Below are 13,880 nucleotides of genomic sequence, written 5' to 3'. Positions count from 1 at the left end.
ATGGCGGGTAAAATAAGCGCGGTGTATGTTACTTCTTTTACTGATGTGCAATAGACATGAATAAAATCGTTTTTGTTGAGGATGACCCTGAGGTAGGGACGCTGATCGCCGCCTATCTCGGCAAGCATGATATGGATGTGGTGGTCGAGCCTCGCGGCGACCGCGCAGAGGACGTGATCGCGCGGGAGAAACCGGACCTCGTGCTGCTGGACATTATGCTGCCCGGCAAAGACGGGATGACGCTCTGCCGCGACCTGCGCGGGCAATGGCAAGGGCCCATTGTCCTGCTGACCTCGCTCGACAGCGATATGAACCATATCCTCTCCCTGGAGATGGGCGCCAGCGATTATATCCTGAAAACCACGCCGCCAGCGGTACTTCTCGCGCGACTGCGTCTGCATCTACGCCAGCATATCGCTCCGGCGGGCGCCGGAACCCCCTCAACACTCACGCCACATAAAACCATCTCCTTTGGTTCGCTGACCATCGACCCGGTCAACCGTCAGGTGCTGCTCGGCGGGGAAAGCGTCGCATTGTCGACGGCCGATTTCGATCTGCTGTGGGAGCTGGCCACCCATGCCGGGCAAATTATGGACCGCGACGCGCTGCTGAAAAATTTACGCGGTGTCACCTACGACGGGATGGATCGCAGCGTCGACGTGGCCATCTCCCGCCTGCGTAAAAAACTGCTCGACAACGCCACGGAGCCTTATCGGATTAAGACCGTTCGCAACAAAGGCTACCTGTTCGCCCCTCACGCCTGGGACAACTAAGCTTCTCCCGCGGCCCTGCGAGGGGCCCGTTTTATGGCGCACTCCACGGCGATAACCGCCTCAGCTTTGGCTGCTTAGGGCGACTGCGCGGGTTTCCCTCTGCGCGCCGACTGCCCGCTGCGAATTTGTCATATTGCGTAAATCAATAGATTTAGCCGTACAGTTCCCCATCACATAAGCCCTCAATATGATTGTGCTCAAGGACTTACCGTTATCAGAGTGGCATAAAGCCTGAAAACACAGGACTTTTGCATGATGAAATACGTTGTACTTTTGGCACTCTCACTCTTCACTTCACTCTCTGGCTGGGCTTTTTCCCTCGACAACGCCGATATTCGACTCCTCTGTCCACAGCGCGGGCAAATCGAGGTGATCCTCCACCGCTATGAACATACCCAGCAATCCTGGGGACAGCATCACTTTGAAACGGGAGGCGGCCACGTTCGCCAGGGACCGCTGCTGGTGATCCCGTTTGCCAACCTCGATCAGATGATTTACCACCAAACCACGGGCGAGTTTGCTTACTGGTATGCCGAAACGGAAAAGCTGGTGCGCTGTCGGCTGCTGAGTCTGACGACCACCTATCCGGTAGATATTCCCTACTTTCACGAGTAGCGATACCCCGGTCGGCTCCCCTGGAAGGCGCAGGTCAGGTGAATAAACTTTATTTGTGACACCGTCACATACACACCTCCCTGTGCGACCTTCCCGGCGAATGTCACCCCGGAGACGCTGCATACATCGGGTATAGCGGCGCCACAAAGATGGCAAGTCGCAACACGCCGGGCCCCCCAAAGATGGTCGTTTTACAATAAATTTTCATTGTTCTAGTGTGAGTTAACTCAACACTCACGCGGTACGGGAGAGACAATGGGACGGTTCTCAGGTAAGAAAATTGTGATTACAGGGGCGAGCAGTGGTATTGGTCTGGCAGGGGCAATGCGCATCATTGATGAAGGGGGCGAAGTGATGCTGACCGGACGCCATCAGCAAAAACTGGAATCGTTACGCACAGTGCTGCCCGAGCGCGCCTGGTTTCTCCAGAACGATGGCGCGGAACCTGAGGCAGCACATGCCCTCGCCGAGTCTGTAGAATCCTTTGGCATGCTGGATGGCCTGTGGCTGAACGCCGGCCAGCTCGCCTTTTCAACGGTGGAAAATACCACCGAAACGCAGTTCGATACCATCATGGCCAACAATGTTCGTTCTGCCGTCCTGCAAATCGCCGCACTTTCGCGTTTTTTGAATACCGGAGCCTCGGTGGTCATCACCGCCTCTACGGCCGCCTACGAAGGCACGCCACTGGCGGCGCTCTATGCCGCCAGCAAAGGCGCGCAGCTTGCACTGGTTCGCAGCTGGGCAACGGCCTTCTCCGCCCGTGGGATCAGAGTTAACGCGCTGGTCCCCGGGGCAATCGATACCCCTCTGCTTGACGCGATCCCCGCCCCCTTCCGCGAGCAGTATGATGCGCAGATCAGGGCTACCGTGCCGCTAAAACGCCCGGGAACGCCGGATGAAGCGGCGGCGGTTGCGCTGTTTTTATTATCGGATGATGCCGGGTATGTGACGGGTAGCCAGTATGTGGTGGATGGCGGACTGCTGCGCTTATAAGGGCTGCGTCATTATTTATGCCTGCGCGATGTTGTCAGTGAGGGTGAACCCTGCTTTGATAGCGCATTAAACAGGGCGTGAAACGCAGAAGTGATTTTTGCGGTATATTCTGCCGTGACAAACGCCCTGGACAGCGGTCTGGTTTCGTTCCTGCATCTCCGCTTTAGCGGAAAGGCACATACCACACCGCGCCATGAAGGCAAAAGATAGGTAATTAACATTCTGATTTAAGTGAGATTTAATGAAAAAGCTGTTTGTGCAGTTCTATCTTTTGCTCTTCGTCTGCTTTCTGGTCATGACCATGCTGGTCGGCCTGGTCTATAAATTTACCGCTGAACGCGCCGGACGACAGTCGCTTGACGATCTGATGAAAAGCTCGCTGTATCTGATGCGCAGCGAGCTGCGGGAAATTCCGCCGCGCGACTGGAGCAAGACGCTCAAAGAGCTGGATCTGAACCTGTCGTTCGATCTGCACATCGAGCCGATGAGCAAATTCAAGCTATCGGAAAGCTCGATGCAGCACCTGCGCGCCGGCGATATTGTCGCGCTGGATGACCAGTACACCTTCATTCAGCGTATTCCCCGCAGCCATTATGTGCTGTCGGTGGGCCCGGTGCCCTATCTCTATTTTCTGCATGAAATGCGCCTGCTGGACATTGCGCTGATGGCGTTTATCGCTATCTCGCTGGCCTTTCCGGTGTTTATCTGGATGCGTCCACACTGGCAGGACATGTTGCGCATTGAAACCGCTGCCCAGCGCTTTGGCGAGGGCCACTTCAGCGAGCGCATTCATTTTGACAGCATGTCCAGCTTTGAACGGCTCGGCGTGGCCTTTAATCAGATGGCCGATAACATTAACGCCCTCATTGCCAGTAAAAAGCAGCTGATTGACGGTATCGCCCATGAGCTCAGGACGCCGCTGGTCCGCCTGCGCTATCGTCTGGAGATGAGCGAAAACCTCACTGAGGCGGAATCGCAAGCGCTGAACCGCGATATCGGCCAGCTCGAGGCGCTGATTGAAGAACTCCTGACCTACGCCCGCCTCGACCGTCCGCAGACGGAACTCAGTCTGACCACCCCTGATTTCCCCGCCTGGATCAGCGATCATGTCGAGGATATTCAGATGGTCAACCCGCAGCGCGAGGTCGCTCTGGCGACGCTGACCCACGGCAACTATGGCGCGCTGGATATGCGGCTGATGGAGCGGGTACTGGATAATCTGGTGAATAACGCCCTGCGCTACAGCACCCAGCGGGTGGCGGTCAGCCTGACCCTGCAGGGAGCGCGTGCCTCGTTGCAGGTCGAGGATGACGGCCCGGGCATTGCCCCTGAAGAGCGCGAGCGAGTGTTTGAGCCCTTTGTCCGTCTTGACCCCAGCCGCGATCGGGCGACCGGAGGATGCGGCCTCGGCCTGGCGATTGTGCACAGTATTGCCCAGGCGATGGGCGGTGACGTGCGCTGCGAGGCCAGCCCTCTCGGCGGCGCCCGCTTCTGCTTTAGCTGGCCGGTTTATCATCAGTTGCCCGATTTTACCTCTGCCTGAATAAAACTTGCGCAGAGGCCGCGCGCTGCGTATGCTGCAAAAATCGAATAGTATGTTGTAACTAAGGTGAATCGATGGCTCGCTACGACCTTGTTGAACGTCTGAATGATACCTTTCGTCAGATCGAGCTGGAGCTGCAGACGCTCCAGCAGGCGCTAAGCAGCTGCCGGCTGCTGGCGGCCCGGGTATTTGAACTGCCGGCGGTCAGTAAGGATGCCGAGCACGATCCGCTGGCCAACATTCCGGTGGTGCAACACATCGGCAAGGCGGCGCTGACCCTCGCCCTACGCCATTACAGCCATCTGTTTATCCAGCAGCAGTCGGAAACCCGCAGCAGCAAAGCCGCCGTTCGTCTGCCGGGGGCTATCTGCCTGCAGGTCACCGCCGTGGAGCAGCAGGATCTGCTGGCGCGCATTCAGCATATTAACGCCCTGAAGGCTACCTTCGAGAAAATCGTCACCGTCGATTCTGGCCTGCCCCCCACTGCCCGTTTTGAATGGGTGCATCGCCACCTGCCGGGCTTGATCACCCTCAGCGCCTACCGCACGCTGACGCCCCTCGTCGACCCGAGCACCATCCGCTTCGGCTGGGCCAATAAACACGTGATCAAGAACCTGACCCGCGACCAGGTACTGATGATGCTGGAGAAAAGCCTGCAATCGCCGCGGGCGGTACCGCCGTGGACCCGCGAGCAGTGGCAGAGCAAGCTTGAGAGGGAGTATCAGGACATCGCCGCCCTGCCGCAGCGGGCGCGGCTGAAAATCAAACGGCCGGTGAAAGTGCAGCCGATTGCCCGCGTCTGGTACGCCAGCGAGCAGAAACAGGTGCAGTACGCCTGCCCCAGCCCGCTGATCGCGCTAATAACCGGTAGCCAGGGGGTCAGCGTCCCGGATATCGGCGAATTGCTGAACTATGACGCCGACAATGTCCAGTACCGCTACAAACCGGAGGCGCAGTCGCTGAGATTACTTATCCCGCGCCTGCACCTCTGGCTGGCTAGCGAGTAGCCAGGCTGCCGACCATCTCTTCCGGGCGCACCCAGCTGTCGAATTCGGCTTCCGTCAGGTAGCCCAGCGCCAGCGCCGAGGCTTTGAGGGTCAGCCTCTCATGGTGCGCTTTTTTAGCGATTTCCGCCGCCTTGTCGTAGCCGATATGGGTATTCAGCGCAGTGACCAGCATCAGCGACTCATTGAGCAGCTGGCTGATCCGCTCGCGATTCGGTTCAATACCCACCGCACAGTGCTCATTAAAGCTCTCCATACCGTCCGCCAGCAGACGCACCGACTGCAGGACGTTGTGAATGACCATCGGACGATAGACGTTAAGCTCAAAGTTACCCGAGGCGCCGCCGATATTTACCGCCACGTCATTGCCCATCACCTGGCAGCAGACCATGGTCAACGCTTCGCATTGAGTTGGGTTAACCTTGCCGGGCATGATTGAAGAACCCGGCTCATTCTCCGGGATGGCGATTTCGCCAATGCCGCAGCGGGGGCCGGAGGCCAGCCAGCGGACATCGTTAGCGATTTTCATCAGCGACGCCGCCAGGCCTTTCAGCGCGCCGTGGGCATGGACCAGGGCATCCACAGTAGCCAGCGCTTCGAATTTGTTCGGCGCGGTGACAAATGGCTGTCCGCTGAGCGACGCCAGCTCGGCCGCCACCCGCACGGCATACTCCGGATGGGTATTCAGCCCGGTTCCTACCGCCGTCCCGCCCAGCGCCAGCTCGGCAAGATGCGGCTGGCTGGCTTCAATGTGCTTCAGGCTATGGTCCAGCATCGCCACCCAGCCGGAGATCTCCTGGCCTAACGTGAGCGGCGTGGCGTCCTGCAGATGGGTGCGGCCGATCTTGACGATATCCCTGAAGGCCACTGCTTTTTCGTTGAGCTTCGCCCGCAGCGCCTGCAGCGACGGGATCACTTTTTCCCGCAGGGCAATCAGCGCCGCGACGTGCATGGCGGTGGGGAACACGTCATTTGAGCTCTGGCTCTTATTCACATCGTCATTGGGATGAATTTTTCGCGCCATCCCCCGTTCACCGCCCAGCAGTTCACTGGCGCGGTTGGCCAGCACCTCGTTCATATTCATATTGCTTTGGGTGCCGGAGCCGGTCTGCCAGATAGCCAGCGGAAACTCCTGCGAGTGCTTTCCGGCCAGGACTTCGTCAGCGGCAGCGACGATCGCCCCGGCTTTCTCCGCCGTCAGCAACCCGAGATCCTGGTTAACCTTCGCCGCCGCCCGCTTGGTCAGCGCCAGGGCGTATATCAGCTCCCCGGGCATTTTTTCGGTCGAGATGCGGAAATGCTCCAGCGAGCGCTGGGTCTGGGCGCCCCAGAGTTTATCGGCCGGGACGTCGATGGCGCCCATCGAGTCTTTTTCACTGCGATGCGTTGTCATTACTTTCTCCTTGGATTCAAAGTGCGTCATAGCGACAAAGCTCACCTGCTTAAAAGACTAAGTATTGGCCAGATTTATAAGTTGTTTTGGTGGTTCGTGCCGCGAAGCGACATAAAAAAGCCGCCCCGAAGGGCGGCCCAGACCGCTGACAAAATGCAATCGTCGGGATTGCCCGGCGGCGCTGCGCTTGCGCGGACCTACAGAGAACTGCATAACTGTTCGATATTGCTGTTTTCGTAGGCCGGGTAAGGCGAAAGCTGCCACCCGGCAGAAAGGCGATCACAATAACGAAAACCGGTTTGTCATCGGCCAGAGCCGCCCCGAAGGGCGGCCTGGGTTACTTCACGCAGCGGGCGCACTGCGACGTCTGGATCTGCTGGAAGAAGTCATTGCCTTTATCATCGACGAGGATAAACGCCGGGAAATCTTCCACTTCAATTTTCCAGATAGCCTCCATACCCAGCTCCGGATACGCCACGCACTCGAGGCTGCGGATGCTCTGCTGGGCCAGCACCGCCGCCGGGCCGCCGATGCTGCCGAGGTAGAAGCCGCCGTGTTTGTGGCACGCATCGGTCACCTGCTGGCTGCGGTTGCCTTTCGCCAGCATGATCTTGCTCGCGCCGTGCGACTGCAGCAGATCGACGTAAGAATCCATGCGGCCTGCGGTGGTCGGCCCCAGAGAGCCGGAGGCGTAACCGTCCGGCGTCTTAGCCGGGCCCGCGTAGTAGATCGGGTGATCTTTGACGTACTGCGGCAGTGCTTCACCGCTGTCGATCAGCTCCTTCAGCTTGGCGTGGGCGATATCGCGGGCCACGATAATAGTGCCGCTCAGCGACAGGCGGGTGGACACCGGGTACTGCGACAGCAGCGCCAGGATCTCGCTCATCGGCTGGTTAAGATTCACCTTCACCGCTTCGCCTTCGCCGGCCTGGCGCAGATGCTCAGGGATATATTTCCCCGGATTGCTCTCCAGCTTCTCGATCCAGATGCCGTCGCGGTTGATTTTGGCTTTGATGTTGCGGTCGGCGGAACAGGAGACGCCCATCCCTACCGGGCAGGAAGCCCCGTGACGCGGCAGACGGATCACCCGGATATCGTGGGCGAAGTATTTCCCGCCGAACTGCGCGCCGAGGCCGAGGTTCTGCGCTTCCAGCAGCAGCTCTTGCTCCAGTTGCACATCGCGGAACGCCTGACCATGTTCGTTACCTTCCGTCGGCAGGCCATCGTAGTATTTGGTGGAGGCCAGCTTCACGGTCTTCAGCGTCGCTTCCGCCGAAGTTCCGCCAATCACAAAGGCGATATGGTACGGCGGACAAGCGGCCGTACCGAGGGTGCGCATCTTCTCAACCAGATAGTTTTTCAGCTTCGCCGGGGTGATCAGCGCTTTGGTTTCCTGGTACAGATAGGTTTTGTTCGCCGAACCGCCGCCCTTGGCGATGCAGAGGAATTTATACTCATCGCCATCGGTAGCATAGAGATCGATCTGCGCCGGCAGGTTAGTACCGGTGTTAACCTCTTTATACATATCCAGCGGCGCGTTCTGCGAGTAGCGCAGGTTGTCCTGGATATAGGTGTTGTACACACCCTGCGCCAGCGCGGCTTCATCGCCGCCGCCGGTCCACACGCGCTGGCCTTTTTTACCCATGATGATCGCGGTGCCGGTGTCCTGGCAGGTGGGCAGAATGCCTTTGGCGGCGATATCCGAGTTGCGCAGGAACTGCAGCGCCACGTATTTGTCGTTTTCGCTGGCTTCCGGGTCGTTAAGGATATCCGCCACCTGCTGCTGATGCGCCGGGCGAAGCATAAAGGAAGCGTCGTGGAAAGCATGCTGCGCCATAAGGGTCAGCGCCTGAGGGTCGACTTTTAGCACTTCCTGGCCGGCAAATTCGGCCACGGAGACGTAATCACTGCTGAGGAGATAATACTCGGTGTCATCCTTTTTGAGGGGAAAAGGATCCTGGTAAACAAACGGTTTATTCGACATTGTACTCTCACTTACTGCTTTGGCTGATTATGTTTCAGGCAGGGACTCCATGTGCCTGTAGAAAAGCGAGTCGATCAATCTTACACAATTTTTTAACAAAAACTGAGACAGGGACGACTTTTTCTTTCAGCAGTTGCTTCTCCACGGTTTGCTGGTTTAATAGAGTAATAATTTTTACTTTGATTGATACAGGGAATGAGAATGCAAAAGCTGATCAACGCCGTACAGAACTACGCATGGGGAAGCCACACCGCTTTAACTGAACTGTATGGCATTGCCAACCCGGACAACCTGCCGATGGCAGAGCTGTGGATGGGGGCGCATCCGAAGAGCAGCTCGCAGATCCTGGCGGCCGACGGCCAGCCGCGTTCGCTGCGCGAGGTGATTGACGCGGATAAAACCGCCCTGCTCGGCGACAAGGTTGCCGCCCGCTTTGGTGAGCTGCCGTTCCTGTTTAAAGTGCTGTGCGCCGCTCAGCCACTCTCTATTCAGGTACATCCCAACAAGCAGGCCTCGGAAGAAGGTTTCGCCCGCGAGAACGCCGCCGGCATCCCGCTCTCCGCCGCCGAGCGTAACTATAAAGATCCAAACCACAAGCCGGAGCTGGTTTTTGCCCTGACGCCGTTCCTGGCGATGAATGCGTTTCGCGAGTTCAGCGAGATTGTCACCCTGCTGAAGCCGGTGGCAAGCGCGCATCCGGCGATTGGCGCCTTCCTGCAGCAGCCGGACGCGGCTCACCTGAGCCAGCTGTTTGCCAGCCTGCTCAATATGCAGGGTGAGGAAAAAGCCAAGGCGCTGCAGGTACTGCGCGACGTACTAGCCCGTGAACAGGGCGAACCGTGGCAGACTATCCGCCTGATCGCGGAATTCTATCCGGACGACAGCGGCCTCTTCTCGCCGCTGCTGCTGAACGTGGTGAAGCTGAACCCTGGCGAAGCCATGTTCCTGTTCGCCGAAACGCCGCATGCCTATCTGCAGGGGGTGGCGCTGGAGGTGATGGCCAACTCGGATAACGTACTGCGCGCCGGTCTGACGCCGAAATACATTGATATTCCTGAGCTGGTCGCTAACGTCAAGTTCGAAGCCAAACCGGCGGGTGAGCTGTTGACCCAGCCGCAGCAGCACGGCGCAGAGCTGGACTTCCCGATCCCGGTGGAAGATTTTGCCTTCTCGCTGCACGACCTCTCCGCCGAGGCCAGCGATCTGGCTCAGGCAAGCGCGGCGATTATTTTCTGCGTCGACGGCGAGGCCGTACTGCACAAAGGTGACCAGAGCCTGACGCTCAAGCCGGGCGAGTCAGCTTTCGTGGCCGCCAACGAATCACCGGTGCAGGTCAGCGGCCGCGGCCGCGTGGCGCGCGTGTTTAATAAGCTCCAGTAAGTGACTGACCTTTCAGGTCGCGCTTACTGAATGATGACAACTCAGCCAGGCGGTCTCTCCGCCTGGCTTCATTTATGGACAAATGCTATGAAAAAATCGCTGGTCGCAGCAGGCATCATCGTGGCGCTGGGCGTGGTATGGACAGGCGGCGCCTGGTACACCGGCAAACAGCTGGAAGGCAGGATCGCCGATATGGTGCAGCAGGCTAACGCGCAGCTACGCAGCAGCGCGCCGGAATCAGGGCTGGAGCTGAGCTATCAGGATTACCGGCGCGGGCTGTTCAGCAGCCATCTGCAGCTGGTGGTGAAGCCGATCGCCGGACAGGCCAACAGCTGGCTGGCCGCCGGACAGAGCGTGGTGCTTGACGAGGTGGTCGATCATGGCCCCTTCCCGCTGGCCTCATTAAAAACCTTTAATCTGGCGCCGGCGATGGCCTCGGTCCACACCACGCTGGTGAAAAATGACGCCAGCCAGGCGCTGTTCGAGATCGCCAAAGGCAACACTCCCTTTACCGTCGATACACGCATCGCCTACCGCGGCGACAGCCAGTCGGCGATCGTGCTCAATGCCCTCGACTATGCCAAAGGTGATGAGAAAGTCACCTTCAGCGGCGGTCAGTTCCAGCTCGACGCCGACCGCGACGGCAAAAACATCAGCCTGAAGGGCCAGGCCGGCAGCGGGCAGATCGATGCGCTCAACGAATATAATCAGAAGGTGCAGCTGCGCTTCGTCAATCTGACCACCGACGGCGCCACCGAGCTGGCCAGCTTCAACGAACGTATCGGCCAGCAAAAAATGACCCTCGATAAACTGGCCATCAGCGTCGAAGGCAAAGAGCTGGCGCTGGTTGACGGGATGGCGCTGGACGGCGGCTCGACGCTGACTCAGGACGGTAAAGGCGTGAACAGCCAGGTGAACTACACCGTCAACAGCCTCAAGCTGCAGGGGCAGGATATGGGCAGCGGCAAACTGACGCTGAAAGTGGATAATGTCGACGGTCAGGCGTGGCACCAGTTCAGTCAGCAGTACAGCGCACAGTCTCAGGCGCTGCTGGCAAAACCGGAGCTGGCGCAAAACCCGGAACTGTACCAGCAGGCGTTAACCGAAGCCCTGTTCAATGCGCTGCCGATCCTGCTTAAAGGCAATCCGTCGGTGACCCTCTCTCCGCTGAGCTGGCGCAATGCCAAAGGGGAAAGTACCCTGAATCTGTCGGTTCTGCTGAAGGATCCGGCCCAGGTGACCACCCCACCGCAGACCCTGGCGGACAGCCTGGATCGCGTGGTGCAGTCGCTTGACGGCAAGGTGGTGATCCCGGTGGATATGGCGACGGAGTTAATGACTAAGATCGCCGGTCTGGAAGGTTACCAGCCAGCCGATGCGGCCAAGCTCGCCGATCAGCAGGTCAAAGGCCTGGCGGCGATGGGCCAGATGTTCCGCATCACCACCATGGAAGATAACGCCATCAGCAGCAGCCTGCAGTACGCTAACGGCCAGGTGACGCTGAACGGGCAGAAAATGCCGCTGGAGGATTTTGCCGCGATGTTTGGTCTGGAAGCGCCTGCTCAACCGGACGCGGCGCCGCAGGAAGGCCAGCCGCAACAGGATGACGCCGCTCCGCAGCAAGATGACGCCGCTCCTCAGCAGGACGACGCCGCCCCGCAGCCGTAACTTATCGGCTCAGGAGACGGCCATCGCGCGCCGTCTCCCTCATTTCCGTGTCACCAGCCGCGGCGGCATAATCTGGTTGCGCGCCTCGCCGGTGCCTTCCTCAAGCCGTCGCAGCATCGACTCTGCCAAGGTTTTCCCCATCTCGCGCGCCGGGGTCGTTACCCAGGTGAGCGGCAGGTCATCCAGCGCCGCCTCCGGCACGTCGGCGAACGCCGCCAGCGCCACCCGCTGTTCGAAATAGCTCTCGACACCGTCTTCTCCGCTCTGCCTTCCGGCCCGCAGTAAACCAAACCACGCGCCAGTGGCCACCACGTTGTTGTAGCACAGCACCGCAGTGATGGTCGGATTCTGGCGCAACAGCCCCGCCATCGCCTCCGCCGCCTGCTTCTGGCTCGACTCGCACTCCAGCACCCATTCGCTGTGAAACGGCAGACCGTATTTCAGCAAGGTGGCGCAATAGCCGCCGACCCGCTCGGCGCGCGTCAGCGAAGAACTCTGCCCGCCAAGCCAGGCGATCCGCTGATGGCCGCGGCGGATAAGATGCTCGGTCACCAACTGCGCCGCCTGCATGTTGTCCGGGCGGATCAGGTCGACATCGTCAAGGTAGCTGGCGCGGGAAGCAAACACCAGCGGCACGCCAGCCTGCGCGGCCCGCTCGCGCAGTTCGCTCCCGCGATCGATCGACCCGGCGATGATCACCCCGTCGACCCCCTGCGCCGCGAGGGTATCAAACCGCTGGTCTATCTTCTCGCCGCTGCGCCCGCCCTGGGTGAGGAACACCATTTTCCCCTGCCTTTCCAGGGCGTCGGTGAGGCCGGCGGTTAATTCGGCGTAAAACGGCTTTGACAGATCGCTAACGATAAGGCCAATCACCCCGCTCTGCCCGCCACGCAGCGAGGCGGCCTGGCGGTTGCGCACAAATCCCAGCTGTTCGATGGCCTGATTAACCCGCTCGCCAGTGGCGCTGGAGATGCGCCCTTTACCGCTCAGCACCAGCGAGACGGTGCTCACGGAGACCCCGGCGGCCTGCGCCACATCATTGATGGTGATCTTTTTTGCGATAGCCATAACGCGCTGGCTGACTCCCTTGCCTGTCGATAAAACGTTTTATCATTGTGCGATCTTTATAAACCTTATTATCGCTTGATTATGTGATTTTTATCGCACTAAAAAGTGATAAAACGTTTTATCTTGCCGTGGCGTTAGTTCTTCCCGACCACTTGAGAATCAGGAACCGTGTTATGACGGCGAAAACAGCACCAAAAATCACTTTATGGGAGTTTTTCCAGCAGCTCGGAAAAACCTTTATGCTGCCCGTAGCGTTGCTCTCGTTTTGTGGGATCATGCTGGGGATTGGCAGTTCGTTAAGCAGTCACGATGTTTTGACGCTGTTGCCGTGGCTGGATATGCCGCTGCTGCAGGCCATCTTTATCTGGATGAGCAAAGTCGGCTCCTTTGCTTTCAGCTTCCTGCCGGTCATGTTCTGTATCGCCATCCCACTGGGGCTGGCGCGGGAGAACAAAGGCGTCGCCGCCTTCGCCGGCTTTGTCGGCTACGCGGTCATGAACCTGGCGGTCAACTTCTGGCTGACGGCGAAAGGCATTCTGCCCACCACCGACGCCGCGATCCTGAAGGCCAACAATATCCAGAACATCATCGGTATTCCGTCGATCGATACCGGGATCCTCGGCGCGGTTATCGCCGGGATTATCGTCTGGCTGCTGCATGAACGCTTCCATAACATTCGCCTGCCGGACGCCCTGGCCTTCTTCGGCGGCACCCGCTTCGTGCCGATCATCACCACCGTGGTGCTGGGTCTGGTCGGGCTGGCAATCCCGCTGGTGTGGCCAGTCTTCGCCATGGGGATCAACGCCCTCGGGAAGATGATCAACAGCGCCGGGGATTTTGGCCCGATGATCTTCGGCACCGGCGAGCGACTGCTGCTCCCGTTTGGCCTGCACCACATTCTGGTGGCGCTGATCCGCTTCACTGAAGCCGGCGGTACCCTCGACGTCTGCGGCCACAGCGTCAGCGGCGCGCTGACCATCTTCCAGGCGCAACTGAGCTGCCCGACCACCCACGGCTTCTCCGAAAGCGCCACCCGGTTCCTGTCGCAGGGTAAAATGCCGGCTTTCCTCGGCGGCCTGCCGGGAGCCGCGCTGGCGATGTACCACTGCGCCCGTCCGGAAAACCGGCATAAAATTAAAGGCCTGCTGATCTCCGGGGTCATCGCCTGCGTGGTCGGCGGCACCACCGAGCCGCTGGAGTTCCTGTTCCTGTTCGTCGCGCCGGTGCTGTATGTCATCCACGCGCTGCTGACCGGTCTCGGCTTTACCATCATGGCGGTGCTCGGGGTCACCATCGGCAACACCGACGGCAATATCATCGACTTCGTGGTGTTTGGCATCCTGCATGGCCTGGCGACCAAGTGGTATCTGGTGCCGGTGGTGGCGGCTATCTGGTTCGCGGTCTACTATGCCATCTTCCGCTTCGCCATTACCCGCTTCAATCTGAAAACGCCGGG

At 59.2% G+C, this 13,880-nt stretch carries 11 protein-coding genes; 8 read left to right on the top strand and 3 right to left on the bottom strand.

Annotated elements, in window-relative coordinates; genetic code table 11:
* The first annotated feature begins 56 nt into the window (after positions 1 to 56).
* The 5 genes from rstA to tus all read left to right on the top strand — a co-directional run bounded on the left by rstA (position 57) and on the right by tus (position 4,934).
* Entirely contained in the window at positions 57 to 773 is a 717-nt protein-coding gene (gene rstA, locus CWM53_RS05730) for a two-component system response regulator RstA (protein ID WP_100675649.1), read from the top strand.
* Between the two features lie 252 nt (positions 774 to 1,025).
* Positions 1,026 to 1,388: a hypothetical protein gene (locus CWM53_RS05725; protein WP_074385975.1), complete on the top strand. Its 363-nt coding sequence runs from the start codon at positions 1,026 to 1,028 to the stop codon at positions 1,386 to 1,388.
* 255 nt (positions 1,389 to 1,643) lie between these two features.
* Positions 1,644 to 2,384, top strand: coding sequence for an SDR family oxidoreductase (locus CWM53_RS05720; protein ID WP_100630833.1), 741 nt, complete (start codon positions 1,644 to 1,646; stop codon positions 2,382 to 2,384).
* Between the two features lie 241 nt (positions 2,385 to 2,625).
* Entirely contained in the window at positions 2,626 to 3,927 is a 1,302-nt protein-coding gene (gene rstB, locus CWM53_RS05715) for a two-component system sensor histidine kinase RstB (RefSeq protein WP_074385977.1), read from the top strand.
* A 74-nt stretch (positions 3,928 to 4,001) separates the two neighbouring features.
* A complete protein-coding gene (tus, locus tag CWM53_RS05710) occupies positions 4,002 to 4,934 on the top strand; it encodes a DNA replication terminus site-binding protein (RefSeq protein ID WP_100729862.1) in 933 nt (310 codons plus the stop codon).
* On the opposite strand, the gene fumC is transcribed toward tus, so the two are convergent.
* Both fumC and fumA read right to left on the bottom strand, forming a co-directional pair.
* Positions 4,924 to 6,324 carry a class II fumarate hydratase gene (fumC, locus tag CWM53_RS05705; protein WP_100729861.1) on the bottom strand — a complete coding sequence of 467 codons (1,401 nt, stop codon included), beginning with the start codon at positions 6,322 to 6,324 and terminating at the stop codon, positions 4,924 to 4,926. The genes tus and fumC overlap by 11 nt on opposite strands.
* A 337-nt stretch (positions 6,325 to 6,661) precedes the next feature.
* Entirely contained in the window at positions 6,662 to 8,308 is a 1,647-nt protein-coding gene (gene fumA / locus CWM53_RS05700) for a class I fumarate hydratase FumA (protein WP_074385980.1), read from the bottom strand.
* 201 nt (positions 8,309 to 8,509) lie between these two features.
* Here fumA and manA point away from each other — a divergent pair, with 201 nt between their 5' ends.
* Together manA and CWM53_RS05690 are read left to right on the top strand one after the other, a co-directional pair.
* Positions 8,510 to 9,688, top strand: a complete 1,179-nt coding sequence (gene manA / locus CWM53_RS05695) for a mannose-6-phosphate isomerase (protein WP_074385981.1) — start codon at positions 8,510 to 8,512, stop codon at positions 9,686 to 9,688.
* An 87-nt stretch (positions 9,689 to 9,775) separates the two neighbouring features.
* Positions 9,776 to 11,356, top strand: coding sequence for a YdgA family protein (locus tag CWM53_RS05690; RefSeq protein ID WP_074385982.1), 1,581 nt, complete (start codon positions 9,776 to 9,778; stop codon positions 11,354 to 11,356).
* A 39-nt stretch (positions 11,357 to 11,395) separates the two neighbouring features.
* Here CWM53_RS05690 and CWM53_RS05685 read toward each other — a convergent pair whose 3' ends face one another.
* Positions 11,396 to 12,424 (bottom strand): Mal regulon transcriptional regulator MalI, encoded by a 1,029-nt coding sequence (locus CWM53_RS05685; protein ID WP_008805079.1) that lies wholly within the window; start codon positions 12,422 to 12,424, stop codon positions 11,396 to 11,398.
* Positions 12,425 to 12,597: 173 nt separating this feature from the next.
* On the opposite strand from CWM53_RS05685, the gene malX reads away from it, so the two are divergent.
* Positions 12,598 to 13,880: maltose/glucose-specific PTS transporter subunit IIBC (gene malX / locus CWM53_RS05680; RefSeq protein WP_100750729.1), on the top strand; the 1,283-nt coding region annotated here is incomplete at its 3' end.

Source organism: Klebsiella sp. A-Nf5, from assembly GCF_002810545.1.
GTDB lineage: Bacteria > Pseudomonadota > Gammaproteobacteria > Enterobacterales > Enterobacteriaceae > Klebsiella > Klebsiella variicola.
The sequence above is the reverse complement of the archived record's forward strand: the minus strand, read 5'-3'. Positions and strand labels throughout refer to the sequence as shown.

What these genes read in the sequence shown, in the direction of transcription:
- rstB (WP_074385977.1), top strand. Translation starts at nt 2,626, where the DNA reads ATGAAAAAGCTGTTTGTGCAGTTCTATCTTTTGCTCTTCGTCTGCTTT.
- fumC (WP_100729861.1), bottom strand. Translation starts at nt 6,324, where the DNA reads ATGACAACGCATCGCAGTGAAAAAGACTCGATGGGCGCCATCGACGTC.
- tus (WP_100729862.1), top strand. Translation starts at nt 4,002, where the DNA reads ATGGCTCGCTACGACCTTGTTGAACGTCTGAATGATACCTTTCGTCAG.
- CWM53_RS05720 (WP_100630833.1), top strand. Translation starts at nt 1,644, where the DNA reads ATGGGACGGTTCTCAGGTAAGAAAATTGTGATTACAGGGGCGAGCAGT.
- CWM53_RS05690 (WP_074385982.1), top strand. Translation starts at nt 9,776, where the DNA reads ATGAAAAAATCGCTGGTCGCAGCAGGCATCATCGTGGCGCTGGGCGTG.
- fumA (WP_074385980.1), bottom strand. Translation starts at nt 8,308, where the DNA reads ATGTCGAATAAACCGTTTGTTTACCAGGATCCTTTTCCCCTCAAAAAG.
- manA (WP_074385981.1), top strand. Translation starts at nt 8,510, where the DNA reads ATGCAAAAGCTGATCAACGCCGTACAGAACTACGCATGGGGAAGCCAC.
- CWM53_RS05685 (WP_008805079.1), bottom strand. Translation starts at nt 12,424, where the DNA reads ATGGCTATCGCAAAAAAGATCACCATCAATGATGTGGCGCAGGCCGCC.
- CWM53_RS05725 (WP_074385975.1), top strand. Translation starts at nt 1,026, where the DNA reads ATGATGAAATACGTTGTACTTTTGGCACTCTCACTCTTCACTTCACTC.
- rstA (WP_100675649.1), top strand. Translation starts at nt 57, where the DNA reads ATGAATAAAATCGTTTTTGTTGAGGATGACCCTGAGGTAGGGACGCTG.